General features: G+C 61.8%; 30 protein-coding genes. 13 read left to right on the top strand and 17 right to left on the bottom strand.

The window, feature by feature from the left end; genetic code table 11:
- Window positions 1-62 precede the first annotated feature (62 nt).
- From NGR_RS09075 to NGR_RS09065, 3 genes are all read right to left on the bottom strand, one after another.
- Window positions 63-1,196: an efflux RND transporter periplasmic adaptor subunit gene (locus tag NGR_RS09075; protein ID WP_015887961.1), complete on the bottom strand. Its 1,134-nt coding sequence runs from the start codon at window positions 1,194-1,196 to the stop codon at window positions 63-65.
- Window positions 1,197-1,229: 33 nt separating this feature from the next.
- Window positions 1,230-1,838 (bottom strand): TetR family transcriptional regulator, encoded by a 609-nt coding sequence (locus tag NGR_RS09070; protein WP_015887960.1) that lies wholly within the window; start codon window positions 1,836-1,838, stop codon window positions 1,230-1,232.
- 306 nt (window positions 1,839-2,144) lie between these two features.
- A complete protein-coding gene (locus tag NGR_RS09065) occupies window positions 2,145-3,674 on the bottom strand; it encodes a M10 family metallopeptidase C-terminal domain-containing protein (RefSeq protein WP_015887959.1) in 1,530 nt (509 codons plus the stop codon).
- Window positions 3,675-3,799: 125 nt separating this feature from the next.
- Here NGR_RS09065 and NGR_RS09060 point away from each other — a divergent pair, with 125 nt between their 5' ends.
- Window positions 3,800-4,057: a hypothetical protein gene (locus NGR_RS09060; protein WP_164923767.1), complete on the top strand. Its 258-nt coding sequence runs from the start codon at window positions 3,800-3,802 to the stop codon at window positions 4,055-4,057.
- Between the two features lie 30 nt (window positions 4,058-4,087).
- Here the strand turns inward: NGR_RS09060 and ctlX are convergent, their stop codons facing one another.
- On the bottom strand, window positions 4,088-4,972 hold the full coding sequence (ctlX, locus tag NGR_RS09055) for a citrulline utilization hydrolase CtlX (protein WP_164924113.1): 885 nt from the start codon (window positions 4,970-4,972) through the stop codon (window positions 4,088-4,090).
- A gap of 62 nt (window positions 4,973-5,034) precedes the next feature.
- Entirely contained in the window at window positions 5,035-6,084 is a 1,050-nt protein-coding gene (locus NGR_RS09050; protein ID WP_164923972.1) for an ornithine cyclodeaminase, read from the bottom strand.
- A gap of 133 nt (window positions 6,085-6,217) precedes the next feature.
- On the opposite strand from NGR_RS09050, the gene NGR_RS09045 reads away from it, so the two are divergent.
- The 3 genes from NGR_RS09045 to NGR_RS09035 all read left to right on the top strand — a co-directional run bounded on the left by NGR_RS09045 (window position 6,218) and on the right by NGR_RS09035 (window position 8,109).
- Complete coding sequence (locus NGR_RS09045; RefSeq protein ID WP_015887955.1) at window positions 6,218-6,670, top strand: Lrp/AsnC family transcriptional regulator; 453 nt, start codon at window positions 6,218-6,220, stop codon at window positions 6,668-6,670.
- 89 nt (window positions 6,671-6,759) lie between these two features.
- Window positions 6,760-7,356, top strand: coding sequence for a DUF922 domain-containing Zn-dependent protease (locus NGR_RS09040; protein WP_015887954.1), 597 nt, complete (start codon window positions 6,760-6,762; stop codon window positions 7,354-7,356).
- A 222-nt stretch (window positions 7,357-7,578) separates the two neighbouring features.
- Window positions 7,579-8,109: a DUF992 domain-containing protein gene (locus tag NGR_RS09035; protein WP_015887953.1), complete on the top strand. Its 531-nt coding sequence runs from the start codon at window positions 7,579-7,581 to the stop codon at window positions 8,107-8,109.
- A gap of 131 nt (window positions 8,110-8,240) precedes the next feature.
- Here the strand turns inward: NGR_RS09035 and NGR_RS09030 are convergent, their stop codons facing one another.
- The 5 genes from NGR_RS09030 to cyoA all read right to left on the bottom strand — a co-directional run bounded on the left by NGR_RS09030 (window position 8,241) and on the right by cyoA (window position 13,433).
- On the bottom strand, window positions 8,241-8,993 hold the full coding sequence (locus NGR_RS09030; protein ID WP_240545077.1) for an SURF1 family protein: 753 nt from the start codon (window positions 8,991-8,993) through the stop codon (window positions 8,241-8,243).
- Between the two features lie 196 nt (window positions 8,994-9,189).
- Window positions 9,190-9,591, bottom strand: coding sequence for a cytochrome o ubiquinol oxidase subunit IV (gene cyoD / locus NGR_RS09025; RefSeq protein WP_015887951.1), 402 nt, complete (start codon window positions 9,589-9,591; stop codon window positions 9,190-9,192).
- Complete coding sequence (gene cyoC, locus NGR_RS09020; RefSeq protein ID WP_015887950.1) at window positions 9,588-10,220, bottom strand: cytochrome o ubiquinol oxidase subunit III; 633 nt, start codon at window positions 10,218-10,220, stop codon at window positions 9,588-9,590. Before cyoC ends, cyoD begins: the two co-directional genes overlap by 4 nt.
- Window positions 10,221-10,224: 4 nt before the next feature.
- A complete protein-coding gene (cyoB, locus tag NGR_RS09015; RefSeq protein ID WP_015887949.1) occupies window positions 10,225-12,228 on the bottom strand; it encodes a cytochrome o ubiquinol oxidase subunit I in 2,004 nt (667 codons plus the stop codon).
- A gap of 47 nt (window positions 12,229-12,275) precedes the next feature.
- On the bottom strand, window positions 12,276-13,433 hold the full coding sequence (cyoA, locus tag NGR_RS09010; RefSeq protein ID WP_015887948.1) for a ubiquinol oxidase subunit II: 1,158 nt from the start codon (window positions 13,431-13,433) through the stop codon (window positions 12,276-12,278).
- A 273-nt stretch (window positions 13,434-13,706) separates the two neighbouring features.
- On the opposite strand from cyoA, the gene NGR_RS09005 reads away from it, so the two are divergent.
- The 4 genes from NGR_RS09005 to NGR_RS32280 all read left to right on the top strand — a co-directional run bounded on the left by NGR_RS09005 (window position 13,707) and on the right by NGR_RS32280 (window position 17,174).
- Window positions 13,707-15,047, top strand: coding sequence for an MFS transporter (locus NGR_RS09005; RefSeq protein WP_015887947.1), 1,341 nt, complete (start codon window positions 13,707-13,709; stop codon window positions 15,045-15,047).
- Window positions 15,048-15,152: 105 nt separating this feature from the next.
- A complete protein-coding gene (locus NGR_RS09000; protein WP_015887946.1) occupies window positions 15,153-16,481 on the top strand; it encodes a hemolysin family protein in 1,329 nt (442 codons plus the stop codon).
- 148 nt (window positions 16,482-16,629) lie between these two features.
- Window positions 16,630-16,818: a DUF3008 family protein gene (locus NGR_RS08995; RefSeq protein WP_014762197.1), complete on the top strand. Its 189-nt coding sequence runs from the start codon at window positions 16,630-16,632 to the stop codon at window positions 16,816-16,818.
- Between the two features lie 197 nt (window positions 16,819-17,015).
- A complete protein-coding gene (locus NGR_RS32280; protein WP_015887945.1) occupies window positions 17,016-17,174 on the top strand; it encodes a hypothetical protein in 159 nt (52 codons plus the stop codon).
- 24 nt (window positions 17,175-17,198) lie between these two features.
- On the opposite strand, the gene NGR_RS08990 is transcribed toward NGR_RS32280, so the two are convergent.
- The gene (locus NGR_RS08990; protein WP_015887944.1) at window positions 17,199-17,720 is read right to left on the bottom strand and encodes a sigma-70 family RNA polymerase sigma factor; all 522 of its coding nucleotides are present in this window, start codon (window positions 17,718-17,720) and stop codon (window positions 17,199-17,201) included.
- Between the two features lie 251 nt (window positions 17,721-17,971).
- Here NGR_RS08990 and NGR_RS08985 point away from each other — a divergent pair, with 251 nt between their 5' ends.
- From NGR_RS08985 to NGR_RS08970, 4 genes are all read left to right on the top strand, one after another.
- Window positions 17,972-18,250: a DUF1236 domain-containing protein gene (locus tag NGR_RS08985; RefSeq protein ID WP_015887943.1), complete on the top strand. Its 279-nt coding sequence runs from the start codon at window positions 17,972-17,974 to the stop codon at window positions 18,248-18,250.
- 69 nt (window positions 18,251-18,319) lie between these two features.
- Entirely contained in the window at window positions 18,320-18,583 is a 264-nt protein-coding gene (locus tag NGR_RS08980) for a hypothetical protein (protein ID WP_015887942.1), read from the top strand.
- 305 nt (window positions 18,584-18,888) lie between these two features.
- Window positions 18,889-19,389, top strand: a complete 501-nt coding sequence (locus NGR_RS08975; protein ID WP_015887941.1) for a CBS domain-containing protein — start codon at window positions 18,889-18,891, stop codon at window positions 19,387-19,389.
- Window positions 19,377-19,658, top strand: a complete 282-nt coding sequence (locus NGR_RS08970) for a DUF982 domain-containing protein (protein ID WP_015887940.1) — start codon at window positions 19,377-19,379, stop codon at window positions 19,656-19,658. Before NGR_RS08975 ends, NGR_RS08970 begins: the two co-directional genes overlap by 13 nt.
- 30 nt (window positions 19,659-19,688) lie before the next feature.
- Here NGR_RS08970 and NGR_RS08965 read toward each other — a convergent pair whose 3' ends face one another.
- From NGR_RS08965 to NGR_RS08940, 6 genes are all read right to left on the bottom strand, one after another.
- Window positions 19,689-19,997 (bottom strand): DUF6074 family protein, encoded by a 309-nt coding sequence (locus NGR_RS08965; protein ID WP_015887939.1) that lies wholly within the window; start codon window positions 19,995-19,997, stop codon window positions 19,689-19,691.
- A gap of 372 nt (window positions 19,998-20,369) precedes the next feature.
- Window positions 20,370-21,152 (bottom strand): SDR family oxidoreductase, encoded by a 783-nt coding sequence (locus NGR_RS08960; protein WP_015887938.1) that lies wholly within the window; start codon window positions 21,150-21,152, stop codon window positions 20,370-20,372.
- A 1-nt stretch (window position 21,153) separates the two neighbouring features.
- On the bottom strand, window positions 21,154-21,528 hold the full coding sequence (locus tag NGR_RS08955; protein ID WP_015887937.1) for a hypothetical protein: 375 nt from the start codon (window positions 21,526-21,528) through the stop codon (window positions 21,154-21,156).
- A gap of 136 nt (window positions 21,529-21,664) precedes the next feature.
- On the bottom strand, window positions 21,665-22,087 hold the full coding sequence (locus NGR_RS08950; protein WP_015887936.1) for a low affinity iron permease family protein: 423 nt from the start codon (window positions 22,085-22,087) through the stop codon (window positions 21,665-21,667).
- 184 nt (window positions 22,088-22,271) lie between these two features.
- Complete coding sequence (locus NGR_RS08945) at window positions 22,272-22,562, bottom strand: DUF982 domain-containing protein (protein WP_015887935.1); 291 nt, start codon at window positions 22,560-22,562, stop codon at window positions 22,272-22,274.
- Window positions 22,563-22,736: 174 nt separating this feature from the next.
- Window positions 22,737-22,988, bottom strand: coding sequence for a DUF982 domain-containing protein (locus NGR_RS08940; protein ID WP_164924112.1), 252 nt, complete (start codon window positions 22,986-22,988; stop codon window positions 22,737-22,739).
- Between the two features lie 381 nt (window positions 22,989-23,369).
- On the opposite strand from NGR_RS08940, the gene NGR_RS08935 reads away from it, so the two are divergent.
- Window positions 23,370-24,458: a DUF475 domain-containing protein gene (locus NGR_RS08935; RefSeq protein ID WP_015887933.1), complete on the top strand. Its 1,089-nt coding sequence runs from the start codon at window positions 23,370-23,372 to the stop codon at window positions 24,456-24,458.
- Window positions 24,459-24,542: the final 84 nt, after the last annotated feature.

Raw genomic sequence — 24,542 nt, 5'->3', positions numbered from 1 at the left:
TTTGATTCTAAAAGGTCAGAGGATGCGGGCGGAAAACCGCGCACATTTTTCCTCATCCCGCTCTAGCGGACGATTTCGCGCGTCTCGGCGCGGGCGGACTGCTGCTCGGCGAGAGGCAGCTTGACCTTCAGGTCCTCGGCCATGAACTGCGTACCGGCGGCGACGACGAGATCGCCCTGCCGCAACCCTTCGGCAACGCGCACCTGGTCGCCGGCGTAGTCGGCGAGCCGGACGGGGCGGGCGTGCACGGTCGAGGCGCTGCGATCGACCACCCAGACGATGTCCTTGCCGTCCTTCTGTGCAAGCGCGCTGAGTGGAACGGAAACGAGGCTCTCGGAACTGGTGGCAGCCGCCTCGATGGTGGCGGTCATGCCGAGCAGGACGCGGGGATCGTTGGGCAGGCTGATGCGCACCGCGAATGTCCGGGATTGCCGGTCTGCGCTGCCGGAGACTTCGCGCACCTGGCCGTCGAGGGTGAGCATGTCGTTGGACCAGAACCGGGCACTGACCGCCTTGCCCGGCTTGAACTCGGCTATGTCCAGTTCGGGAACCGCAACTTCGATTTCCTTCTCGCCGTCGACAGCGACGGTGACCACCGGCGTGCCGGTGCCGACGACCTGGCCGACATCGGCATTGATCGCGGTCACGATGCCGCTCTGGTCCGACGTGAGGTCTGCATAGGCCACCTGGTTCTTCGCCTGGCTCAGGCTGGATGCGGCCGCGTCGCGCGTCGAGATCGCCTGGTCGTAGAGCAGGGTCGCCTGGTCGAGTTCAGCCTTGGAGGAAAAAGATTTGGTAAAGAGCTGCGCTGCCCGTTCTTTTGTCAAAGACGTCGTCTGCACCTGCTTCTCGGCGGCGAAAAGGGTCGCGTCGGCGCTCTTCACGGCAAGCAGATAGTCGGTCGGGTCGATACGAGCGAGACGATCGCCCGGTTTGACCCGATCGCCGACATTGACGAGCCGCTCGGTGATCTTGCCGCCGACACGAAAGCCGAGATTCATCTCTGTGCGCGCCTTCACCGAACCGGCGTAGTCGAGCCGGCGCGCCTCACCCGTACCGGCAATTTCGATCACCTTGACCGGCCTAATGGTCTCTTTCGTTTCCGCCTTTTCCTCCGAGCAGCCGGAGACCGCGACGGCAAGTGCGATCACGGCCAGCGCACGGGCAATGAAGGGGCGGTTGAAAGGTGCAAGCATCGTTCGGACTCCTGATCCCGCTATTGGCGGCTCTTATTTCTTCAGCGCTCTGACGGCGAATTCGATCAGCTCGTCGGGGGTGGGGCGGTTTTCCTTGGCAAGACACTGGGCGACGATCTGCGGGTGGCAGAGCGTCACGATGCTCGCACCGAAGCATCGGGCGGCGATCTCCGGATCCTGCTCGGCGAACTCACCGGCCTCGATACCCTCGCGAATGATGCCGGCCAGAAGCCTGTCGATGCGGTCGAGATGTTTTTCGATGACGTGCCATTCCTGCTCGATCGCTACGACGACCATCTCGTGCACCTTCTGCTCATCGAGCATGGTTTCCACGGTCATCCTGTGCTGCGCCAGCACATAGCGCCGCAGGCGCTCGGGAGCACTCAGGGGCAGGCGGGCAATCTCGTAGGCCTGCTGATAACTCGCCTCCAGCATCCGCGCGCAAAGCGCCTGATGGATCTCCGTCTTGGAGCTAAAGAAGCGGTAGATATTGGCGGGCGACATGCCGAGGTCGCGCGCGATGTCGGCGACATTCGTTTTGGTGTAGCCGTAATGCCGGAAAAGCCGCTCGGCGGATTCGAGGATCCGGGCGATATTTTCCTGTCTGCTGGCGTCGATGCTGCTTTCTGCCGGTTCGGTCATGGGCTCGCATTCATGATTGGTGACGTTTTTCGAATTTCGTCAGTCATAATCCGATAGGCAACACTTGTCAATTGCAGGCCATTGCGCCTTGCGGCTCGGAAACTGCAGGTGAATGGGAGAGAGATTCGAAGCGGCGCGCGCGAGAGATACGCCAGATCAGGCGTCCAAGCGGATCGTTCTGAATGATGGGAGCGGAATGCGGGCGAAAACCGCACTCGGGCGGAAACAGTTCCACCGAGGAGCACCGGACTACTTCTTGGGAGGCCGTCAGCCGGGCGATAGGGGCGCGCGCCCTACCCTCTGGCCCTAGAGAAGGAAGTAGCCCTTCTGCAGGGTGACGGCGTCATCGAGGCGGATGGCGAAGTCGGCCTTTTTGTCGCCGTTCACGTCGCCATAGATATAGGTGTCGGAGGCAGCGCGGTCGTAACGCAACTCGCCGTTCTTGCCGCTGAAAGCGGCGGTTCCGACGAAGGTGAAAGCCTGATCGCCGCTCGCGGTCGAGTTGGCGTCGATGGCGGAAACATTGATCCTGTCGGAGGCGGCGAAATCGTAGATCGTGTCGCGACCCGTTGCGCCGACGGTGCTCTCCGCCAATAACCGGAACGCGAAGGTATCGTTGCCGGAGCCGCCATAGAGCCTATCTGCTCCGGTGCCGCCATAGAGCGCGTCGTTCCCTGCGTCGCCCACGAGGGCGTCATTGCCGCTGCTGCCGTAAAGCTTGTCCGAGCCGACACCGCCGTAAAGCGTGTCATGGCCGGTGTCTCCATTCATAATGTCGTTGCCGGCATAGCCGTACAGTTTGTTGGCCGCCTGGTTGCCGGTAATCGCGTCGTTGCCGGAGCCTCCCAAGACGTTCTCGATCAGCGATCGCGTATCGCCGTGATAGAGCAGCGCGTTGAAGATGTTGCCTGCAGCATAGCCATCGTTGGAGCCGCCGCCGAGCCAGGCAAGTTGATCGGCACTGAAGGTCGAGACCTTCCCCGGGCGCAAGTCGATCTTGAGGGCGATCTTGTAGGCGGTGAGGTCGTAGGTATCGCTGCCGCCGCCGTCCCATATGGTCGCGAAGATTCGGTTGGCGCCGGGAGCTATGCCGACCGCTCCGTTCACGAGCGTCGCGCCGCTGCCGGGCGTCCACTTGTAGACCGTATTGCCGCTATTGGTGCTGAAATCCGCGCCGTACATTTCCTGCAGCGCAGCGATGTCGGCCATCATGAAGGTCTGCGGCGCGCCGTACTGTTCATAGGCGTAGCCGTAGCCGCCGACATAGCCGCGGTAAGTCATGATCGAATATTCGATCGAATCGTACTGGGAAGGAAGGGGCTCGAAGGCTCCCTCTTGCTCGTGCCCGTGCTTCAGGCCAAGCGCATGGCCGAGTTCGTGCAGCAGAGTGTGCCAGGCGTAGTTTCCGGCGACCGGCTTGCGGTAGTCGGCGACGGTGCCGATGTAGTCAGTGCCGAACCAGATGTCACCGGCCTGGGAATAGTTGCCCGGCATGTACGCGTAAGCCGTGTCCGGTTCGTTCGATTGTGCGAAGCGGATTGTCGCGCTGGACGCGCTTCCGGCGGCGAATCTGGCATTGGTGAAGCCCTCGACGGAAAAACCATCGTTCGCGGCTGAACCGTACCCCACTACCATCGCGAAGCGCGCAGTATTTATCTGCGCCTGCGATATGGAATTGAAACCGTCATACTTTTCAGGCCCGTAGTTGTAGGCGCTGGCTGAAGTCGGGAAGGCATAGGTGATCGTGCCGCTCCAAGCGTAACCCGACAGCAGTCCATCGACCAACTCATTGCCGGTCGTATCCAAAGTTTGTACGGTTTTGCCGGTACCGCTCATCCCAAATTCCCATCATAAGAGCGCCAGGCGTTGCCTCGGCTCAAAAAAGCGCAGATCGTGGCGGCGACGTTAGGCTCCGAATGCCTACGATCGTCGTAACGAGATCAGTAAGATTGGAGAGAATCGTGCCGTTCCTGAAATTGCTGTCGTATCTTGCCGCGGTGATGCTGGCAGCAATCAGCCTTGCTCCTACTGCATCAGGCACGACAAAGGCAAGCGGGGTGGACATGCAGAAACCTCCGGATCACGAGGCGGCCGTCCGGGCGGAATTCGAGCGGGTCAGGGCGGAGAATACGGTGGAAGCCTACGAGCGCTTCATCCGCCGCCATCCGGACCATCCACTGGTCAAGGAGGCGGCAGAAGCGCTGGCGCGGCTCAAGTAGAGTAGGGCTCGCGCGACGTTCCAGGTCGGCTCACGGCCGCGGCGTCAAGTGGACGCCGGCCAGCGTGCAGCGGACCGATCCGCCGGCCCTTTCGATGGTCGGAATGTCAAGCGCCACGAGGGTCGCGCTTTCCTCGATCGCGGCGATCTGCTCCCCGTCCAAGGCGGCAAGCGCCGTTGCCGACAAGGCCAGGATGCGGCCCTGCCGCCCATGGAGTTCAAGGGCGTTGCCGGCGAAGCGGGCGATCTGCTCGTTGCTGAGCGCGATCACCCGGCGGCCCGAGTGCTCCAGCCGGGCGACGATCTCGCGCCGCCTTGCCGGATCCGTCAACATGTCGAGACCGATCATCGCAAAGTCGGTGGCGACGCACATCAGCACGTTGGTGTGATAGACGGGGACGCCGTCGCCGTCATGGGCGTCGAACACCATAGGCTCGAAGCCGAAATGAGTCGAAAAGCGTTCGAGTGCAATCGGGTCGGTGCGGTCGGAGCGCACCGCATAGGCGACACGATCGATGTGGTCGAGCACCATGGCACCGGTGCCTTCGAGGAACAGCCCATCCGGTTCGAGGCCGGAATAGTCGATGACTTCCTGCACCCTGTACCGGGCCTTCAGCATCTCGACGACGTCGCTGCGCCGCTCACGCCTGCGGCTTTCGGCCTTCATGGGGTAGATTGCCACGTGGCCGCCGGCATGGGTCGAGAACCAGTTGTTGGGAAAGACCGAATCCGGCGTATCGGTGCCCGTATCCTCGAAGAGGTGGACGTCCACCCCATGGCTTCTCAGCGTCTCGGCGGCGCGGCTGATCTCGGCGAAGGCGAGAGGGCCGAGGTCCTCGCCCGCTGCCCACTCCGCCTGGAAGCGATTGTCGGCCGCCGTCTCGGTGTTGACCGTGAAATGGTGCGGCCGCACCATGACGACCGCGGCGGGAGCCTGAATGGAATAGCTGGTACGGCCACGCACGTCGCTTTCCCCGCTTACTTCGCGCGCTGCAGCATTCCGAACAGATCGCGCGGATCGTCCGGATCGGCGATCATGTCCAGATTCTGATAGAAGTCGGTTCCGGAGAGCCGGTCGCGCACGTAGCGGAGCGCCGAAAAGTCTTCGATGGCGAAGCCGACGCTGTCGAAAAGCGTGATCTGTCTTGCGTCGCGCCGGCCGGGTGCTGCGCCGGTCACGACCTTCCAGAGCTCGGTCACCGGAAAATCCGGCGCCATCTGCTGGATTTCGCCTTCGATGCGGGTCTGCGGCGGATATTCGACGAAGACGTCCGAGCGGAGCACGATGTCGCGGTGCAGCTCCGTCTTGCCGGGGCAGTCGCCGCCGATCGCGTTGATATGGACGCCTGATCCGACCATGTTGTCGGTGAGAATGGTCGCGAACTGCTTGTCCGCCGTACAGGTTGTGATGATCTCGGCGCCTTCGATCGCCGCTTGGGCGGATGGACAGGCGACGACCTCGAGGCCGGACCCCGCAAGGTTGCGCGCCGTCTTCTCGGTGGCGCGGGGATCGATGTCGTAAAGCCGAACCGTGTCGATGCCGCAGACCGCCTTCATCGCCAGCGCCTGGAACTCGGCCTGGGCGCCGTTGCCGATCATCGCCATGGTGCGCGCACCCTTCGGTGCCAGATGACGCGCCGCCATCGCCGAGGTCGCGGCGGTTCTAAGCGCCGTCAGCAGCGTCATTTCGGTCAGCAGCACCGGGTAGCCGGTCGAGACTTCGGCAAGCAGGCCGAAGGCGGTGACGGTCTGCAGCCCGTCGACGATGTTCTTCGGATGGCCGTTGACATATTTAAAGCTGTAGACGGCACCGTCGGAGGTCGGCATCAACTCGATCACGCCGTCACGCGAATGGCTGGCGACGCGCGGCGTCTTGTCGAAGCTCTCCCAGCGGCGGAAATCTGCCTCGATCGCATCCGTAAGCTCGGCCAGAACCGTCTCAACGCCGAGATGGTGGACGAGGTGCATCATGTTCTCGACGCTGACGAAGGGCACCATGGCCTTGGCGGACGGGAGCGGTGAAAGCAACGAGGTTCCTCCTGCATGTGCTGAATATTCCAGGATGTTAATGACGGGCGCTGCTGGTCGAAAGGGCAAAGCTGTGCTATTTTCGTCATCCATTTGAACAGTTTTACCAGTCGGATTGTGCAGTTTTTCCAAAATGGCATCGAGCGGGACGATCATTGCGAAGTATACGCCGGATGACCTGGATCGCCGGATCATCGCGCACCTGCGCGTCGACGGGCGTGCCTCGCTGTCCAAGCTTTCAGATGTGCTCGGCGTCGCGCGCGGCACCGTGCAGAACCGCCTGGACCGCCTGATCGAAACCGGCACGCTGATGGGTTTTACCGTGCGCGTCCGCGAGGACTACGACCTCAACACCGTCCATGCGGTGATGATGATCGAGGTGGTCGGGAAATCGACGACCCAGGTCATCCGCAAGCTGCGCGGCATCCCGGAAATCCACACGCTGCACACCACCAACGGCAATTGGGATCTGGTTGCCAATATTCGCACCGCGAACCTTTCCGAATTCGACCGCATCCTGCGGGAGGTGCGGATGATCGACGGCGTGGCCAACAGCGAAACCAGCCTGCTGCTGAGCAGCGTTTGACCAGTTCTCCCGAAATCGGCGATTGAAAGCCAAGCCCGCCGCCATTAGGTTCCGGCCGCAATCAACTGAGCCCGGTCGGGGATGTTCGCGTGAAGAGAGAGCGCCGATTTATTCTTTTGCTCGCCTGTTTGGCATCGTCGCCTTCGGCTGCCAAGGCGGACTGGCGGGCGGTCGAGCAGGTCAAGAGCTACACGATCGCCGGCCAATCCGGCCCGGAACTCTACGCCTCGATCGGCGAGCGCGGCCCGAAGCTCGGGCCAACGCGCGCCATCGCACATACGAGCTTCAAGCTCACCTGGTCGCGAAAATACGAGGTGCAGGGCGATGCCTGCGTTCTCGTTTCGGCTCTGCCGAAGCTTGCCATCACTTACACCCTGCCAAAACCGGCCATGCCCTTGCCGGTCGCCACACGGGAACACTGGGAGGCGTTCATCGCCGGGGTCCATAAGCACGAACTGGTGCATGGCGATTTCATCAAGGAGATGGTCAACAAGATCGAGATTGCCACTGTCGGCCTCACGGTTCCGGCTGACCCGCAATGCCGGAAGATCAAGTCCGAAATGACCAAGCGGCTGGGGGCGCTGTCCAACGCCCAGCGCCAGCAGAGCCGGGATTTCGACCGTGCGGAACTCAACGACGGCGGCAATATTCACCGGCTCATCCTCGATCTGGTGAACGGCGGATAGAGACTTCCTCCGGCAAGAGGCATGGTCCGGCAGGCCGCAATAGATACACGCAAAAAGCTGGTGACGGCCACAAACACGCCCCCGAATTGTCTCAATGGAGTTGAACTGTGCGGCGGCGTTACACGCGCGCGTCGTCCATCCTCCGTGGCGATGCGGGCCACCTATTGCTGAATTTGTTGTCGGAAGGGCGAGCCTCGTCGCCGGTCCGAGAAGGGAGTATGCATGAACACGAATCTTGTCGCGGCTCTTTCCGCAGCGTCGTTGTCTCTCGTCGGCATGGCCGCCCAGGCAGCCGATATTGCGCCCTATCGGGAGCCCGCGCCGCCGCCGGCACTGGACGAGCAAGACGGCGTCAAGATCGGTTATCTCGAATGCGATATCAGCGGCGGCGCCGGCTATGTGCTCGGCTCGTCGAAGGAGATCGAGTGCGTCTTCCGGTCGCTGGGCGGCGATGAGATCGAGGATCGCTATACGGGCGAAATCCGCAAGCTCGGCGTCGATATCGGCTTTACCATGCGCAGCCGGCTGCTCTGGGCGGTATTCGCGCCGACGGCCGGTTACCATCACGGCTCGCTGAGCGGTCTCTACAAGGGCGCCACCGCCGAGGCGACCGTCGGTGCCGGCGTGGGTGCCAATGTGCTCGTCGGCGGCACGTCCGGGTCGATCCACCTGCAGACCGTCAGCGTCACCGGTCAGCTCGGGCTGAACGTCGCGGCCGCCGGCACGTCGATGACCCTCAACTCGGTCAATTGAACTGGCGGGCCTCCGCGGCGAGTCGTTACAGCGACTATGCGATCACGGTGGTATACGGTTGTATCGACTGGAGGGTTCGTGATGTCTTCCCTCCGTTGCAGCGACCGTGAGCTTGCGCCCTCCCTATTCTCTCACGACGCGCCGCGGTTGTCTCTTCCCGCCGAACGCCAGAAGAAGACCAGCATGGCGGCGCTCATTGCAGCCAGGCAGTACCAGGTAACGGCGTAGACGAGGTGATTGTTGGAAAAGACGACGCGCGTCAGTCCGCCGACCGGTAGACCGCCGGGGTTGGGCGTGGCATCCGCGTCGATGAAATAGGGTGCGACGTCGGAAAGGCCGCGTGCCATAGCAATGGCGCCGACATCGCGGGAGTACCAGCGCTCCTCCTGAGGTTTGTTGGAGCGCAGCAGCGAATCCTCCGGCTCATCCATGCGCATCAGGCCAGTGACCTCCGTATCGCCCTCCACCCGGCCCTGCGGCCGCGTCGATGCCTCGCGCTTGTCCGCCGGCACGAAGCCGCGATTGACGAGCACCGTCGTGCCGTCGTCAAGCGCCAGCGGTGTCATCACCCAGTAGCCGGCGCCGAGCTCGGTCGCGGCATAGACCAGCGTTTCCTCATTGAGGAAACGGCCGCGGGCCCGCACGCGCCGGTATTCGTCGCGTGCCGCACTGATATCCGCCCAGCCACTGCGCGACGGTGGAAGGACGGGCGCTGCGTGGACGCGTTCCTCGACCCTGGCGACCAGATCGAGCTTCCAGGAGAGGCGCTTGACCTGCCATGTCCCGAGCGCCAGCAGGCCGGCGACCAGCAGGAGCCCGATGACGGTGAGTATCGCGAGCGACAGCCGGGAACGCGGCGGAGGCGCACTTTCGGGGTTGCTCACGGCGTGTTGTCGACTGAAAGGGGGGAGGTGAAAATGCATGCGGCTTGCATCAGTGCCGCCCCCCATCCAGCTGCCGCCACCTTCTCCCCGCAGGCGGGGAGAAGGGATATGCCGCACCGTTCCTGCCCCCCGCTCGCGGTGAGAGGGCTGGTCCTCGGGTTAAACCCGAGGAGAGGGCGAAGCTGAGGCCCCTTTGTCACGGCATGTTCTTCATCATCTGCGGGCTCATCGGCATCATGTTCTCTTCGAGATGATGCATGACCCAGAGCGAGCCGGACAGCGCGATGACAACGAGTACGATGGTAAAGATCAGCGCCATCATCGTCCAGCCGCCTTCCGATCGCGTGTTCATGTGCAGGAAGAAGATCATGTGCACGACGATCTGGATGGCGCCGAGCGCCATGATAATGACGGCCGTCAGCACCGGGCTGTCGAGGACTTCGGCCATCACCAGCCAGAAGGGAATGGCGGTCAGGATGACGGAGAGGACAAAGCCAGTCAGATAGCTTTTCAGCGTACCATGGCCCGCTTCGTGACCGTGGCTATGGCCGTGGTGGGCCTCAAAGGCATCCTCATGCGAAGGTGCGTGCGTGCTCACAAGAGGACTCCCATCAGATAGACGAAGGAAAAGACGCCGATCCAGACGACGTCGAGGAAGTGCCAGAACATCGACAGGCACATCAGCCGGCGCTTGTTTTCGAGGATCAGCCCGCGTTTTGCCACCTGGGCCATCAGCACCAACATCCAGATGATGCCGGACGTCACGTGCAGGCCGTGCGTGCCGACGAGCGTGAAGAAGGAAGACAGGAAGGCGCTGCGCTGCGGTCCGGCGCCCTCGTGGATCATGTGCGCGAACTCGTAGAGTTCGAGCCCGACGAAGGCCATTCCGAAGAGGGCGGTGACCGCCATCCAGACGAGCGTCGTACTCTTCTTGGCCTTCTCCATCTCCAGCATGGCGAAGCCGTAGGTGATCGACGAGAACAGCAGCATCGACGTGTTCACGGCGACGAGCGGCAGGTCGAAGAGATCGGCCGGCGACGGTCCGGCCGCGTAGTTGCGGCCGACCACGGCATGGGTGGCGAAAAGCACCGCGAAGATCAGGCAGTCGCTCATCAGATAGAGCCAGAAGCCGAGCATCGTGCTGCCTTCCGGATGATGTTCTTCCTCAAGGTAGAAGGTCGGTGCCTTGCCTTCCTGGAAGGCTTGATCGGCGTGAAGCTCGGTCATGGTCCTACACCTCGCTGGCAAGCAGTTCGGTGCGCTTGCCCTCCGTTTGCGTGACGACGTCGGATGGGATGTAGAAGTCGCGGTCGTAGTTGAAAGTGTGGGCGATCGCGATAACGACCATGGCGAGGAAGGAAAGGCCGGCGAGCCACCACATGTACCAGATCATCCCGAAGGCGAAGGCGACGCTGATTGCGCCGAGGATGACGCCGGTGCCGGTGTTCTTCGGCATGTGGATCGGCTTGAAGCCGGAAATCGGGCGACTGGCGCCGCGCTTTTTCATGTCCCACCAGGAATCCTGATCGTGGACGACCGGCGTGAAGGCGAAATTATAGTCCGGCGGCGGCGAGGAGGTCGACCATTCGAGCGTGCGGGCATCCCAGGGGTCGCCGGTCGTATCGCGCAATTCTTCGCGCTTGATGAAGCTGACGACGAGCTGGACGAGCATCGACAGGATGCCGAGCGCGATGAGGAAGGCGCCGAAGGCGGCGACCAGGAACCAGATCTGCAGCGACGGATCCTCGAACTGGCTGACGCGGCGGGTGACGCCCATCAGGCCGAGCACGTAGAGCGGCATGAAGGCGAAGTAGAAGCCTGTCAGCCAGAACCAGAAGGACATCTTGCCCCAGAACGGATCGAGCCTGAAGCCGAAGGCCTTCGGGAACCAGTAGACAACGCCGGCCATCAACCCGAAGACGACGCCGCCGATGATGACGTTGTGGAAATGGGCGATCAGGAACAGCGAGTTGTGCAGCACGAAATCGGCCGGCGGCACGGCGAGCAACACGCCGGTCATGCCGCCGATGACGAAGGTCACCATGAAGCCGACCGTCCACAGCATAGGCACCTCGTAGCGGATGCGGCCGCGATACATGGTGAAGAGCCAATTGAACATCTTGGCGCCCGTCGGGATCGAGATGATCATCGTCGTGATGCCGAAAAAGGCGTTGACGCTGGCGCCCGAACCCATGGTGAAGAAGTGGTGCAGCCAGACGATGTAGGAGAGGATGGTGATGACCACCGTCGCATAGACCATCGAGGCGTAGCCGAAGAGCCGCTTGCCGCAGAAGGTGGCAACGACTTCCGAGAAGATGCCGAAGGCCGGCAGTACCAGAATGTAGACCTCCGGATGGCCCCAGATCCAGATGAGGTTGACATACATCATCGGGTCGCCGCCGAGGTCGTTGGTGAAGAAGTTGGTGCCGACGTATCGGTCGAGCGTCAGCAGCGCCAGCGTCGCGGTCAGCACCGGGAAGGTTGCGACGATCAGCACGTTGGTGCAGAGCGAGGTCCAGGTGAAGACCGGCATCTTCATCATCGTCATGCCGGGGGCGCGCATTTTCACGATCGTCGCGATGAGGTTGATGCCCGACAGCGTCGTACCGATGCCGGCGACCTGCAGGCCCCATATGTAATAGTCGACGCCGACACCGGGGCTGTAATCCGCTCCGGAGAGCGGCGGATAGGCGAGCCAGCCGGTGCGGGCGAATTCGCCGACGAAAAGCGACAGCATGATGATGACCGCGCCGGCGGTCGTCATCCAGAAGCTGAAATTGTTGAGGAACGGGAAGGAGACGTCGCGGGCGCCGATCTGCAGCGGCACGACGAAGTTCATGAGCCCGGTGACGAAGGGCATCGCCATGAAGAAGATCATGATGACGCCGTGCGCGGTGAAGATCTGGTCGTAGTGATGCGGCGGCAGGTAGCCTTCCGAGTCGCCGAAGGCCATTGCCTGCTGCAGGCGCATCATGATCGCGTCGGCGAAGCCGCGCAGCAGCATCACCAGCGCGAGGATCACATACATGATGCCGATCTTCTTGTGGTCGACGCTGGTCAGCCAGTCGCGCCAGAGCGGTCCCCAGAACCGGTAGTAGGTGATCAGACCGAGGAGCCCGATACCACCGATGACGACGGCGGCAAATGTCGCGACGAGGATAGGTTCGTGGTAGGGGATTGCCTCGAGGGTCAGCCGGCCGAAGACGAATTTCAGGAGATATGGATCGGAGAACATGGGGAAACCCGTTCGTTGGTGTCCTTGCGACGCCGAAGGCGCCGGGTTCAGTTTCTAAGCTGCGCCGGGGCCGGGTCGCTGCCCTCTTGCATGCCCGGCATCGAGTGCCCCTCGTGTCCTCCCGTTCCGGGCGTCTCATGCTGCATCGGCTCGTCCATGCCTTCCGGCTGCTCCTCGCTGCGCGCAGGCGTGCCGGTCGCCGGGAACGTTGCCGCCGGCGCGCCTTCTTCCGTGGCGTGCCTGTTGTCGTATTCGAGACGGTCACGATTCTCGACACTTTCCGTGCCCGCCCCGCCCATCGCGTCGATGTGCATCATCTCGTGCATGCACATCTTGCCGGGTGTCGCGCACATGTTGAGGATCGCGTCGTAGAGGCCCGCTTCGACCGTTGCGAAGTAGCGCACCGGTTCCCGCTCGCTCGGCTTTTCGAGCTTCAGATAGGCATCGCGATTGAGCGCCGTCCCCTGCGACTTGACGCGTGCCACCCAGGCATCGAAGCCCTCTTGGTCGACGCCGTGGAACTTGAAACGCATGTGCGAGAAGCCGTCGCCGCTGTAATTTGCCGAGAAGCCATCGTACTCGCCGGGCTTGTTGATGACGGCATGGAGTTTCGTTTGCATGCCGGGCATCGCGTAGATCTGGCCGGCAAGCGCCGGAATGTAGAACGAGTTCATCACCGAGGACGCGGTGATCTTGAAGTTGATCGGTACATCCACCGGCGCGGCGACTTCGTTGACCGTGGCGATCCCCTGGGCGGGATAGAAGAACAGCCATTTCCAATCGAGCGCGACGACCTCGACGGTCACCGGCTTGACGTCTGCCGGGATAGGCCGCGCCGCATCGATCCGGTCGAGCGGCCGGTAGGGATCGAGCTTGTGGGTGCTGATCCAGGTGATGGCGCCGAGCGCGATGATGATGGCGAGCGGTGCCGACCAGATCACCACTTCCAGCGCCGTCGAATGATGCCATTCCGGATCGTAAGTCGCGGCCGTGTTTGCCCGGCGGTATCGCCAGGCGAAGAGAAGCGTCAGGAAGATCACCGGCACGATGATTAGCAGCATGAGGATCGTCGAAATGACGATGAGATCGCGCTGCTGGGCGGCGATGTCACCCGAGGGGGCCATGACCACCATGTCGCAGCCCGCAAGCAGCAGAAACGGCGGCAAGAGGGCGATGCGGCGGGTTAACTTCAGAAATCCTGGCACGTCTCTGAGCCCTTTCTGATGACGATCGCCCTGCGACTAAAGTAGGAGTGGATCAAGCGGTATGAGGTTTTTGGTCGCACCGCAGCAATCTTGTGCATTGCGGCGGGAAGTCGAGGCACGTCGGCTGCCGGTAGTCCTGTCCCGGAGGACCGGGATTTTTACTACGGCAAACCGCAATTTCGCAATTCAACACTTGATATGATCGGGCGATTGATCAACATCCCCCCTTGAGAGGCGCAAGGCAAAGCGGCTCCGAGCGATGGGAGGCCTTTTATGAGCAGTGTGTCGCAACAGTCCCTGGGGCCGTCGTCTTCCTCGATGGAGCGCGACGCGCGGCGCATGCACGACGACAGGCCCGTTTCGGCTGGCAACATCGCGATCGGCGTCGTCATCGGTCGTGCCGCCGAATTTTTCGACTTCTTCGTCTATGGCATTGCCTCGGTTGTCGTCTTCCCGCAGCTTTTCTTTCCCTTTGCGCCCGACCGGTTGACCGCAACGCTTTATTCCTTCGCCATATTCGCACTGGCCTTTGTCGCCCGGCCGGTCGGCTCGCTCGTCTTCATGGCGATCGACCGGACCTACGGTCGCGGCGTCAAGCTGACCATCGCCCTCTTCCTTCTCGGCGGCTCGACTGCCTCGATCGCCTTTCTGCCGGGCTATGAGACGCTCGGGGCATGGGCGATAGTGATGCTGGCGATCTGCCGGCTGGGGCAGGGGTTTGCGCTCGGCGGCGCCTGGGACGGGCTCGCCTCGCTGCTCGCCCTCAACGCGCCGCAGCACCATCGCGGCTGGTACGCGATGATCCCGCAGCTCGGCGCGCCGATCGGCTTCATGCTGGCGAGTGCGCTCTTTGCCTATTTCCTGATGTCGCTTTCGCAGGCCGATTTCCTCGGCTGGGGATGGCGCTACCCGTTCTTCGTCGCCTTCGCGATCAATGTCGTGGCGTTGTTCACACGGCTTCGCCTTGTTATGACCAAGGAATTCGGGACCTTGCTGGAAGAGCACGAGTTGCAGGCAAGGCGGGTCACCGAAATGCTGCGATTGCATGGGCGCAATGTGCTCATCGGTGCTTTCGTGCCGCTGGCCAGCTTCGCACTCTTCCATCTCGTCACCGTCTTCCCGCTCGGCTGGGTGGAGATCTACACCGATCATGGCGCCAGCTCATTCCTGATGGTGCAGTTCCTGGGGGCGATCTGCGGCATCCTCGCGATTGTCGCCTCGGGGCTCATCGCCGATCGCATCGGCCGCCGGTATCACCTCGGCGTCTGCGCCGTGCTGATCGCGATTTTCAGCTTTGTCGCTCCGATGCTGCTCGAGGCCGGCGTCGCCGGCAGGAACGCATTCGTGATCGTGGGCTTCAGCCTTTTGGGCCTGTCTTTCGGCCAGGCCGCCGGTGCCGTCGCCTCGCGCTTCGGCCGGGCCTATCGCTATACGGGGGCGGCACTCACTTCGGACCTGTCGTGGCTCATAGGTGCGGGCTTCGCGCCGCTGGTGGCGCTGGGTCTGACCAGCCGTTTCGGCTTGGCTTTTGCGGGCTACTACCTGCTTTCCGGCGCCCTCTGCACCATTGCCGCGCTGATCTTCAGCAAGACGCTCGAGATCCACAACGATTGATGCCCTCGCGGCGGGCGGTTTGACGGCATGCCCGCCCGGAAACGGCGTGTTACACTCCCGGTTCGGTGAAACGGCTGGGCCTTTTTGCGGGCCGAAAGGGAGAACATGCCCACCCCTGACAGTAGCCTGTTCGATTTCCTCGGAATCATGGCAGTGTTCTTGCTTGTGGCCGCGAACGGCTTCTTCGTTGCGGCCGAATTCTCGCTGGTTTCGGTTCGGCGCAGCCGCGTCGCGGAGCTTGTCACGCAGAAGCGGATGAATGCGACCGCGCTTCGACGCGCCGTCGATAACCTCGACGCCAATCTCGCCGCAACGCAGCTCGGCATTACCATCTCGTCGCTTGCCCTCGGATGGATCGGCGAGCCCGCTCTCGCCCATCTGATCGAGCCGCTCTTGTCGATCCTGCCGCAGTTCTGGGCCACGGCCGGATCGCATGCCATCGCATCGGTGGTTTCCTTCGTGATCATCACCGCGCTTCATATCGTGCTTGGCGAATTGGCGCCGAAGAGCCTGGCGCTGCAGCGCAGCGAGGGCACGGCGCTCGCCGTCGTCCGGCCGCTCGGAATGTTTCTGTTTCTGCTGCGACCGGCAATCCTGGTGTTGAATGGCCTTGGCAATCTCGTGCTGCGTCTCGCCGGCTTGAGGCCGGGCGCAGGTGAAGCCTCGCTGCACTCGCCTGCGGAACTGAAGCTCATCGTTGCGGAGAGCCACCAGGCCGGCCTCCTCGATGAAGCCCAGCAGGAACTTGTCCAGCGTATCTTCAGCATCGGCGATCGCCGGATTTCCGATTTCATGACCCCGCGTGTCGATGTCGACTGGATCGATGCCGACGACCCGCCGGCGGATGTTTTAAGAACGATCCGGGACTGTCGGCACGAGCAGTTGCTGATCGGCAGGGGCAATATCGACGAGCCGATAGGCATGGTGCTGAAGAAGGACCTGCTCGATCAATTGCTCGACGGCAAGCCCGTCGACCCCTTCGGCGTTATCCGTGAACCGTTGATCCTGCATGAGGCGACACCGGTTTTCCGCGTTCTCGAGCGTTTCAAGTCCGCGCCCGTCCGCCTCGCGACGATCGTCGACGAATATGGAAGCCTCGAAGGCATCGTCACGCAGACCGATCTTCTGGAGGCGATCGCCGGCGAACTGCCGGACATCGAGGCGGAAGAACGGGCGGTGATAGAACGCGAGGACGGCTCTCTCCTCATCGACGGCATGATGTCGGCCCACGACGCTTTCGACAGACTGAAGCTGCACGACCGGCCGCAGGACGGCGGCTATCACACGATCGCCGGTTTCGCGCTGCACATTCTCGGGCATCTGCCCGATGCCGGTGAATGCTTCGAGTTCGACGGCTGGCGATTCGAGATCGTCGACATGGACGGCAGGCGGATAGACAAGATCCTCGCGACGAGTCTCGTCGAGCCGGAATAAACATCCCCCGACGCGGTGCGGTTCGCGGAACATAATTCGATCTCGCCGGTTCCAAAAGCCTCGAAATCACCGAATGGCCAGGGCGCGGAATGTCGCAAGATCGACACGCTCGCGGCCGTCCGGCTCGCGTGAAGCGGAGGAAGTCAGGATGCCTGCAAAATCGAAGGCACAGCAGAAGGCGGCCGGCGCTGCACTCGCCGCCAAGCGTGGCGACATGAAGAAAAGTGAGCTCAAGGGCGCCTCCAAGGGCATGGCCGAGTCCATGAGCGAAAAGGAACTCGAGGAAATGGCGTCGACCAAGCGCAAGGGCAAGAAGGAACACGTCTCGAAGTCTTGAGCGCTCTCGATGCCTTATCTGCCGCTCCGGTTCTGGCGTCGTCAATCTTCGGTTGGATAGGATCCGCCACGCCGGTGACGGAAAAGATGGCGTAAATTCAAGGGGATACGGTTTTCGTGTCGAATTCGTTTTGGTGATTTACACCAGGAACCGGGGACCATATTTTAAGTTCGGCATCCCGGTAGAAGGACGGACGAATGAGCGAAGCCAAAGCCAGCACCGATGCGGACGCAGACATGGCCGTCGAGGAGCGGATCGCATTCCTGTTGAACAAGATTGAGAAGGAACCGGTGCCGCAACGTCTGCTAGAGCTGGCGCAGCAGTTGCAGGAAGCGCTCAACGCGCGCAAGAAATGACCGCAACCGCCGCGAAACCATCGTCTAGTTCAAGGGGTTCCCGTGCATCTGCACGGTCAATTCGTCGCGAGCGCGGCTTAACCTGCTTTTGATCGTTCCGATTGCGCAATCGCAAATATCGGCTGCCTCCTTATAGCTCATGCCGAAACCGGCAACGAGCACCAGGACTTCGCGGTGCTCGGGAGAAAGACATCCCAAGGCTATCCGAAGCTCGCCATTGAGCACAGACCACTCCTGGGACGGAGCGGTCGGGATCGGCAATTCCGCGCAGTTGGTGCTTCCGGGCCCTTCGCGGGTACGAATCTTGTATTGCGTGCGGAACGCGTTGCGCATGATCGTGAACAGCCAGGATTTGAGGCTCGTGCCCGGCGCAAACTGATCGATGCTGCGCAGAGCGCGGAGCAGCGTTTCCTGCACGAGATCGTCAGCCTCGAATGACGCCGACGTAAAAGTCCGGGCAAAAGCCCGCAACGCCGGTATCAGGTCGACGACCTGCTCTTCAATTTGCGGTAATGGCTGCGACGCGTGACCGGCGGTGGCAGGCATATCAAATATCGCCCTTCTGGCCGTGAGTATTTTTTGGTGACGCGAAGGAAAATGCCTGTCTGCGGTTTTGGTTCCTAGCGAGGCGGACAATTCACGGCGTTTGGCATCGGAACAGCGTTGGCATCGCCCGTTGGCCAGAAATCCCGATGTCTCTGGTTGGCACAAAGGACGTTTGCGAGGAGGGGCCAAACGGCTTGCGGGAACCAAACGCCGTCGCACCCGGTTAGGTGGGCCTTAGGAAGGAGAAAATCATGAAGAAATTTGCCTTGATTTGTGCCGCCCTGATGCTCCCTGCATCGGCGATCGCTCAGACGACCGTCGTCTTGCCGGGCGAAGTCAGGACCTATGTCATGGAGCAGCAGACGCCGTCGGTCGTGTACGAGGGGGAGATCGTCGTTGGACAGCCCCTGCCGGAAACCGTCGAGATCCATACGATTCCCGATCAGCCGGAGTTTGGCTATGCGATCGTGAACGAAAAGCGCGTGGTCATAAATCCCAAGACCCGCGCGGTGGTAGAAATCGTCCAGTAAATCCGGATTATGCGGCACGGCGGACTGCCTCCATGCCGCATTTCCCGTCGTTCACGCAGTGAGGCGACCATGCAGGATGTGGCATTTCAGCTGGCAGCCCATCGGGAAATCCTGATCGCCCTCCTCTCGGCGCTGGCCCGCCACCAGGACGTATGGCCGGAGATCAACCGCGTTCTGGACGAAGTCCGGATCGTCCAGGATCATGAGGAAGATCCCGGGATCGTCCCCTCGGAGGCTTTCGCGAGGCAAAATGCCGTAACCGAGGAGATCACCTCCATCCTGCAGGCGGCCACGATGCGTGCTGCACAGGATCCGGAAGGGGCGGCGACGTGAATAAACTGCAAAGCCGAGCAAATTTGTGGGGAACCGCCCTGTCTGTTGGCGCGTTAACAAAAAGTCCGCGGTTTCGGCCGCGCAGGTCCACGTCAACAGAAGGGATTGAATCGTGCGACAACGAGCAAAGAAAATGCGTCCGAGATTTGCCCGGCCGCCTGAAAATCCAAATCCCGGCAAAAAGGCGCCGCGCAACGCATGGCAACCGCAGGTCACCGTCCCGCACCAGGTCGATCTTCCCCTCAAGAAAACGCCGGATGAGGAAATCGCGGTGCCGGCCTCGGTCAACGGCAGGAGCCTTGTAGATGGCCGGCCCTGACGACAAGGCGCCCTTGGACAAGGCGATGCGTGTCCGCGACGTGATGTCCCGTCAGGTCTATACGGTTTCGCCGACGGACACGGCGCAGTCCGTTGCCCGACTGATGAAGGAAACCGGTGTCGGCGCATTGCCGGTGGAGGTTCCGGGAGTTGGCACGATCCTGGGGATTGTCACCGATCGCGACATCCTCACCTCGGTCGTGGCCCAGGCCCTTTCGACATCGACGGCGGTGTTCGAGTTCATGACGGTGGCGGCGGAATCCTGCGAGGAGGGAGACAGCATCCTGCTCGCCGCTCAGAAGATGCACGATCTGAGGATACGCCAGCTTGTGGTCGTGGATGAAAAGCGTCACGCCGCCGGTATCATCGCACTGGCGGATATCATTCGCGTCAGCCCGGAACTTGGCGAGCTCGTGCTTGAGGGCATGTCCCGCCCCCACGAACCGGCAGATCAACAGCTTGAAGGAATGTCGCCATGCCCGGCCTGACGCAGGACCGCCTGTGGAGCGAAGCAGTGATCCTGGAAGCGCCGAACCGGGTGCTTCGCGTGCAAAGCACGCGCGATGCGTTCCTTTGCCTCAAGAACCATTGGCCGTTGCCGGATGGCGATGGTAGCGCCAGGCGCGCGGCGATCGCCATCTGTGACCGTGTGATCGACGGACAGGACGAGCCGGATGTCGCCCGCGCTGCCTTCATCAAGGCGGCCGAGGAGGCGCATTTCGCCGTCCACAGTTGGACAGGCAGTGAAGGCGCCTGATCCGGGCATTTCATTAAGACCGATCGATGATCATGTCCTGCTGTCGGACCGATTTCGTTCGACGGCGGGCGCCTCGTAACGGCGTGCGATGGCGGCCTGGACTTCCGCCTGGAAGGCAAGGACCTGGCTGCGGATTTGCTCTTCCCCCAAGCCAAGCATCGAGAGTTCGTCAGCAAGCTTCCGGCACTCCGCTTTCCAGAATTGCAGAGCGGCATTTCCGTGGACCCGATCGAGCTCCCGAGCGCAGCGATCGATCTCGCCGGTGCGGGCCCCGAGAGGAAACGCGACGATCCCGCCGGCCTTGAATACACTCGTCCGCTCGTTGACTTCAGCTTCCATCGAATCACCCCGCACTCGCTTAATGCAAAGCTCTATCGGCAAGATGGTTAACGATTCCTTCGCCGCAGGGCGGCCCGGCCGCTTCAAGTTGCAGCAGCGGCTTCGCGCTGGCGCAGGCCGCGATTATTTCTCATCACCAGGAACAATTCGGAGCGCTTCCGGTTTAACCCCCGGAACGCGCGGAACAGTTCCCTCTCCGCAAGCCCCTACGGTTCCGGGCGTTCAATCGCTGATGCGGTATGGCCCCGCCCCTCCCGGCGGGGCTTCCTGTTGGGCCGGTGTGATAAATTCCAGCGTCCGTCACCCGAGAGTGCGCAGCGGTTTTGGGACAACGCCATACGCACGAGCAAAACTACAGCGATCTTTGGCGCCTTAGCGCAGCAGTCCCTGTCCGCCATCGACCCAGACGGGGCTGCCGGTGATATGCCGCGCCTCGTCCGAGACGAGGAAGCGGATGAGTTCGGCGACGTCCTCGCTGCGTCCGGGCTTGCCCCCGGTAATCGGAACCTGTCCGACCGGCCACTCGACCGGTATCGCCGTTTCCTCTTCATGGCGCAGGCTCGTATTCTCCGAAATGCTGGTGTCGATCTCGCCCGGGCAGACGGCATTGACGCGGATTTGGTGCCTGGCCAATTCCAAAGCCAGTTGCTGGACCATCGCGACCTGGGCAGCCTTGGTGGCCGTATAGGCCGTGGCGCCCGGTGTCGTGAAGGTTCGCGTCCCGTTGATCGACGAGACGACCACGATTGCGCCACCGCCGTTTTGTTTCAGATGGGGGACTGTCGTGTGCAAAGTCAGGAATGTGCCCCGGAGATTGACGGCAATCGTCTCGTCCCATTCGAATGGCTTCAGATCGTCGATCGGCGCCCAGACGCCGTTGATGCCGGCGTTGGCGACGACGATATCGAGACCGCCGAAGACGGAGACGAGTTCATCCACCGCCTCGCGCATGGGGATCTCCTCGGAGACGTCAGCCTCGAGGACCAGCGCCGTTCCGCCCAGCGCATCGATTTCAGCGGCCACTTCCTCGAGTTCGGGCCGGGTGCGGCCCAGAACGCCCACTTGGGTGCCTCGTGCAGCGAGCACGCATGCCGTGGCCCTGCCGATGCCGGATCCGGCGCCGGTGACCAGCGCGACAGACGGGCGACCGGTCATGCTAGTGCTTTTTCGCCCGGTCGGTCGGGATTGTCGAAACCGTCACCGAAACGGGATCGCTGGCCGGGAAGCTGTCCTCGAGCCCCTCGTCGAGCTGCCGTTCCATCTCGTCGGTGTCCTTGTTGAAGCGAGCGCTGCGGCGCATGTTCGGTTGGCCTGTCGGGCTTTCGCCGTTCTCGAGATCATTGGTCTCGGTGTTGGCGAGTTCCATCATCACCTCCTTGGCGCGCTCCACCGCATTCATACGGTTGAGGCTGCCGCCGGCGTCGTTGCGGAGCGATACGGAGACGATTTCCCCTCCCTCGCCGACGAATTCGACGGTGAAACCTGCCCTTCCGCCCTGTTCCGGAATAACCTGTGTGCCGACAACGTGCATATGCTCATCCTCCTGTCGCGCTTCCAGCCTCGGGCGAATGACGAATTCATTGACCGGGTGAAGGCCGGCTTGCGTTCCTGTGGTCCTTTGCCTTCAGGCAAACGGTCATGGTTGTTTTTGGTTCCACGGAGCGAGACTAGCGGGCGCCGGCCCGTTTCGGCTGCCGACCGGATGCCGCGGTGATCTTCCTGTGCAGCGCATGATCGTCCTCGCTCGCCGCATGCTCCTTCAAGATTTCGCTGAGGCGCTTCAGTTCCCGATCATCGAGTTTTTCGATCCCGATGAACCGGTTTTCGGCCTCGCTCGTCAGGATCAGTTCATCCAGCTTCGCCTGGAGCGCGGTGCCATCGCGATTCTGCGAATTCTGCAGGACGAAGACCATCAGAAAGGTGACAATCGTCGTGCCGGTATTGATGATGAGTTGCCATGTCTCGGAAAAGCCAAAAAATGGTCCGGTGATGCCCCAAAGGGCGATCGTTGCAACCGCGATCACGAAGGTGACTGGCCTGCCGGAATATTCCGAAACGGCTGTTGAAAATCTGCTGAAGCTGTTGGCCATCCGAGAGACCCGTCTCTTAACATTGCGATGGTACTTGGAATTGTCCCGGCGCGTGGCCGGAGCCGGACACTTCACGTCGGCTCGCTGTAAATGCCTGAAACCAAAAAAGAGTTCCCGGAGGAGGATGTCGCACCGCGTCGCCAGAAAGGAAGACCGGCAGAATGGGCACGCTAGGGACGGGTGCTCACTCGACGCGGCGATAATTATCGCCAGCGCCGTCCTGCCCCGTCTCCGCGACGATGGTCAGGAAGGCCTCGCGGGAAGCGGCGAGGAACGCGGCACGGGCGTCTTCGGGTCTCTTTCGGTGTTTGAGCGCCGCGTTGCAGGCGCGCACCGCGCAGCCGTAATAGGCACCATTCCGTACCGGCCACTCGCTTTGCAGGCATTTCACTGCGTCGAGCGGCCCGATGACGGTGCGGCATTTGCCGTTCAGCATGTTGAGGCTGACCGGCTTATCCCAGGGAATCTCAAGCATGGCTGTCCCTTTCGTACCTACAGCGCAGTGCGTCTTTCACGCGCACAAAGGTCGCTGTAGCACTTTGATCCGCTGCAAGTTTTCATCCATGAATCGGCTAGGATCTCTGGAAGCAGGCAGCAAATGCTAAGCTCCGCCTACGGACGGCCGGTGTCGAGGCGTCGTTCGGTGCCCCTATTGGCTGCGAATCGATAGGTGCGCCTCCTCCGCCGCCTTGATGAAGGCCCTGCGGGCCTTCTCGCTCTTGATCTTGCCGTCCAGCGCCTGGAGGCAAGTCCGTTTGGCGGCGGCGAGGGCGCGGCCATCTTGCTGCGGCCAGCGCAACAGCAGGCATTCGACGGCCTCCCGCGTACTTTTCACGGACCGATATCCGCCCGTTTCGCCGAGCTCCAAATCGACGCTCTTGTCCCACCAGAAACAGTGCATGACGCCTTGCCTCGCAGCCGGTTGCCGGTGGAAGTCAAACTGATCGAGCCGGCGTTTGGTTCCCTTGCAGCAGGCGGGAGGCGAGTGGACGGGCATGATACCACTCCCCTTGACGCAGAGCACGATCTCGCTAAGTAAAGAAACGCTCCCGCTCTCAAACACCGGATCGCGGGAGGAACATTGGTGCCGGGCCCCTCTGGCGAGAGTTTTTTACGGCGCTCTCGTGATGTCGGTACCGCCAGCAAATCAGCCGGCGGAAGACGCTACCATGAAAATTCGACTCATGCCGCACGCATGTGGCCGTTCGGCCATGCGTATTTTTCCTTTCAACAATCTCCCATTTGCAGACGCGACGGATTCGCGGGCAGGGGAGGCGCGCCAATGACACAGTCGCGCTCGCAATCAAGCACACTTGATTACTTCAAGTGGGCTTTTCTCACCACGGCTGCCGGTCTGATACTCGGCGCCTGGGTCGGTTGGCAATCGACAGGCACCCTCAGCGGCATGATGACGGTCTTCTTCGTCTGTGCCGTGCTTGCTGTTCTCGAAATCTCCCTGTCTTTCGACAATGCCATCGTCAATGCCAACAAGCTCAAGGACATGACGCCGGTCTGGCAGCAGCGGTTCCTCACCTGGGGTATCATCATCGCTGTGTTCGGGATGCGCATCGTCTTTCCGCTGTTGATCGTGGTGATCGCTGCAAATATCGGGCCCATCGACGCGGTCATCCTGGCTGCGGCACGTCCGGAGGAATACTCCCGCATCATGCACGATGCGCATCTGCCGATCGCCGCTTTCGGCGGAACGTTCCTGATGATGGTTGGGCTCAACTATTTCTTCGACCATGAGAAGGACGTGCATTGGATCGCCTGGATCGAGCGCAAGATGGCGCGCTTTGCGACCATCAGGGGCATCGAGATCGCCTTCGTGCTGGCGCTTATTCTCGGCTTTTCGACCTTGCTCGAGGGAGAAGAGGCGGTCGCCTTCGTCCATGCGGCGGTCTACGGCCTGCTGACGTTCCTCGTGGTCGAGATCGTCGGTGGTCTCCTGGACGCCACGGAGCAGACCATGAGCGCTGCGGCCAGGGGTGGTTTCGGCGCCTTCCTCTATCTGGAAGTGCTCGATGCCAGCTTTTCGTTCGACGGCGTCATCGGCGCCTTCGCCTTGACCCAGAACCTGTTCATCATCGCCATCGGCCTTGGCATCGGCGCGATGTACGTCCGCTCGATGACGGTGATGCTGGTGGAGAAGGGAACGCTCAGCGAATACCGTTACCTGGAGCATGGCGCCTTCTATGCGATCCTGGTCCTTTCCGTGGTGATGTACTTCCAGACGCTGGTCCATATTCCGGAAGTCATCACCGGGCTCGGCGGCGCGGGCCTCATCGGCCTGTCGCTCTGGTCGTCGATTCGCCACAACCGGCGCGAGGAGACCATGGCGGGCGAGCCGGAACGGCGGCTGCACGCGTAGATCTCATCGCGACTGTCAGAAAAAAATGGCCCGGCAATCCCTGCCGGGCCGTTTTGCTTTTGCGGTGGAGACGGCCCCGAATGA

Origin of the sequence: Sinorhizobium fredii NGR234 (assembly GCF_000018545.1) — a bacterium.
GTDB lineage: Bacteria > Pseudomonadota > Alphaproteobacteria > Rhizobiales > Rhizobiaceae > Sinorhizobium > Sinorhizobium fredii_A.
The sequence above is the reverse complement of the archived record's forward strand: the minus strand, read 5'-3'. Positions and strand labels throughout refer to the sequence as shown.

Excerpts from the sequence above, each read along its gene's own strand:
- NGR_RS08960 (WP_015887938.1), bottom strand. The coding sequence starts at position 21,152 with ATGACCGGTCGCCCGTCTGTCGCGCTGGTCACCGGCGCCGGATCCGGC.
- NGR_RS09070 (WP_015887960.1), bottom strand. The coding sequence starts at position 1,838 with ATGACCGAACCGGCAGAAAGCAGCATCGACGCCAGCAGACAGGAAAAT.
- NGR_RS08955 (WP_015887937.1), bottom strand. The coding sequence starts at position 21,528 with ATGCACGTTGTCGGCACACAGGTTATTCCGGAACAGGGCGGAAGGGCA.
- NGR_RS08990 (WP_015887944.1), bottom strand. The coding sequence starts at position 17,720 with ATGCCTGCCACCGCCGGTCACGCGTCGCAGCCATTACCGCAAATTGAA.
- NGR_RS09075 (WP_015887961.1), bottom strand. The coding sequence starts at position 1,196 with ATGCTTGCACCTTTCAACCGCCCCTTCATTGCCCGTGCGCTGGCCGTG.
- cyoC (WP_015887950.1), bottom strand. The coding sequence starts at position 10,220 with ATGACCGAGCTTCACGCCGATCAAGCCTTCCAGGAAGGCAAGGCACCG.
- NGR_RS08995 (WP_014762197.1), top strand. The coding sequence starts at position 16,630 with ATGCCTGCAAAATCGAAGGCACAGCAGAAGGCGGCCGGCGCTGCACTC.
- NGR_RS09035 (WP_015887953.1), top strand. The coding sequence starts at position 7,579 with ATGAACACGAATCTTGTCGCGGCTCTTTCCGCAGCGTCGTTGTCTCTC.
- NGR_RS08935 (WP_015887933.1), top strand. The coding sequence starts at position 23,370 with ATGACACAGTCGCGCTCGCAATCAAGCACACTTGATTACTTCAAGTGG.
- NGR_RS09045 (WP_015887955.1), top strand. The coding sequence starts at position 6,218 with ATGGCATCGAGCGGGACGATCATTGCGAAGTATACGCCGGATGACCTG.
- cyoB (WP_015887949.1), bottom strand. The coding sequence starts at position 12,228 with ATGTTCTCCGATCCATATCTCCTGAAATTCGTCTTCGGCCGGCTGACC.
- NGR_RS08985 (WP_015887943.1), top strand. The coding sequence starts at position 17,972 with ATGAAGAAATTTGCCTTGATTTGTGCCGCCCTGATGCTCCCTGCATCG.
- NGR_RS09065 (WP_015887959.1), bottom strand. The coding sequence starts at position 3,674 with ATGAGCGGTACCGGCAAAACCGTACAAACTTTGGATACGACCGGCAAT.
- NGR_RS08945 (WP_015887935.1), bottom strand. The coding sequence starts at position 22,562 with ATGCTTGAGATTCCCTGGGATAAGCCGGTCAGCCTCAACATGCTGAAC.
- NGR_RS08970 (WP_015887940.1), top strand. The coding sequence starts at position 19,377 with ATGCCCGGCCTGACGCAGGACCGCCTGTGGAGCGAAGCAGTGATCCTG.
- NGR_RS08965 (WP_015887939.1), bottom strand. The coding sequence starts at position 19,997 with ATGGAAGCTGAAGTCAACGAGCGGACGAGTGTATTCAAGGCCGGCGGG.
- NGR_RS08940 (WP_164924112.1), bottom strand. The coding sequence starts at position 22,988 with ATGCACTGTTTCTGGTGGGACAAGAGCGTCGATTTGGAGCTCGGCGAA.
- NGR_RS32280 (WP_015887945.1), top strand. The coding sequence starts at position 17,016 with ATGAGCGAAGCCAAAGCCAGCACCGATGCGGACGCAGACATGGCCGTC.
- ctlX (WP_164924113.1), bottom strand. The coding sequence starts at position 4,972 with ATGGTGCGGCCGCACCATTTCACGGTCAACACCGAGACGGCGGCCGAC.
- NGR_RS09005 (WP_015887947.1), top strand. The coding sequence starts at position 13,707 with ATGAGCAGTGTGTCGCAACAGTCCCTGGGGCCGTCGTCTTCCTCGATG.
- NGR_RS09000 (WP_015887946.1), top strand. The coding sequence starts at position 15,153 with ATGCCCACCCCTGACAGTAGCCTGTTCGATTTCCTCGGAATCATGGCA.
- NGR_RS08975 (WP_015887941.1), top strand. The coding sequence starts at position 18,889 with ATGGCCGGCCCTGACGACAAGGCGCCCTTGGACAAGGCGATGCGTGTC.
- NGR_RS08950 (WP_015887936.1), bottom strand. The coding sequence starts at position 22,087 with ATGGCCAACAGCTTCAGCAGATTTTCAACAGCCGTTTCGGAATATTCC.
- NGR_RS08980 (WP_015887942.1), top strand. The coding sequence starts at position 18,320 with ATGCAGGATGTGGCATTTCAGCTGGCAGCCCATCGGGAAATCCTGATC.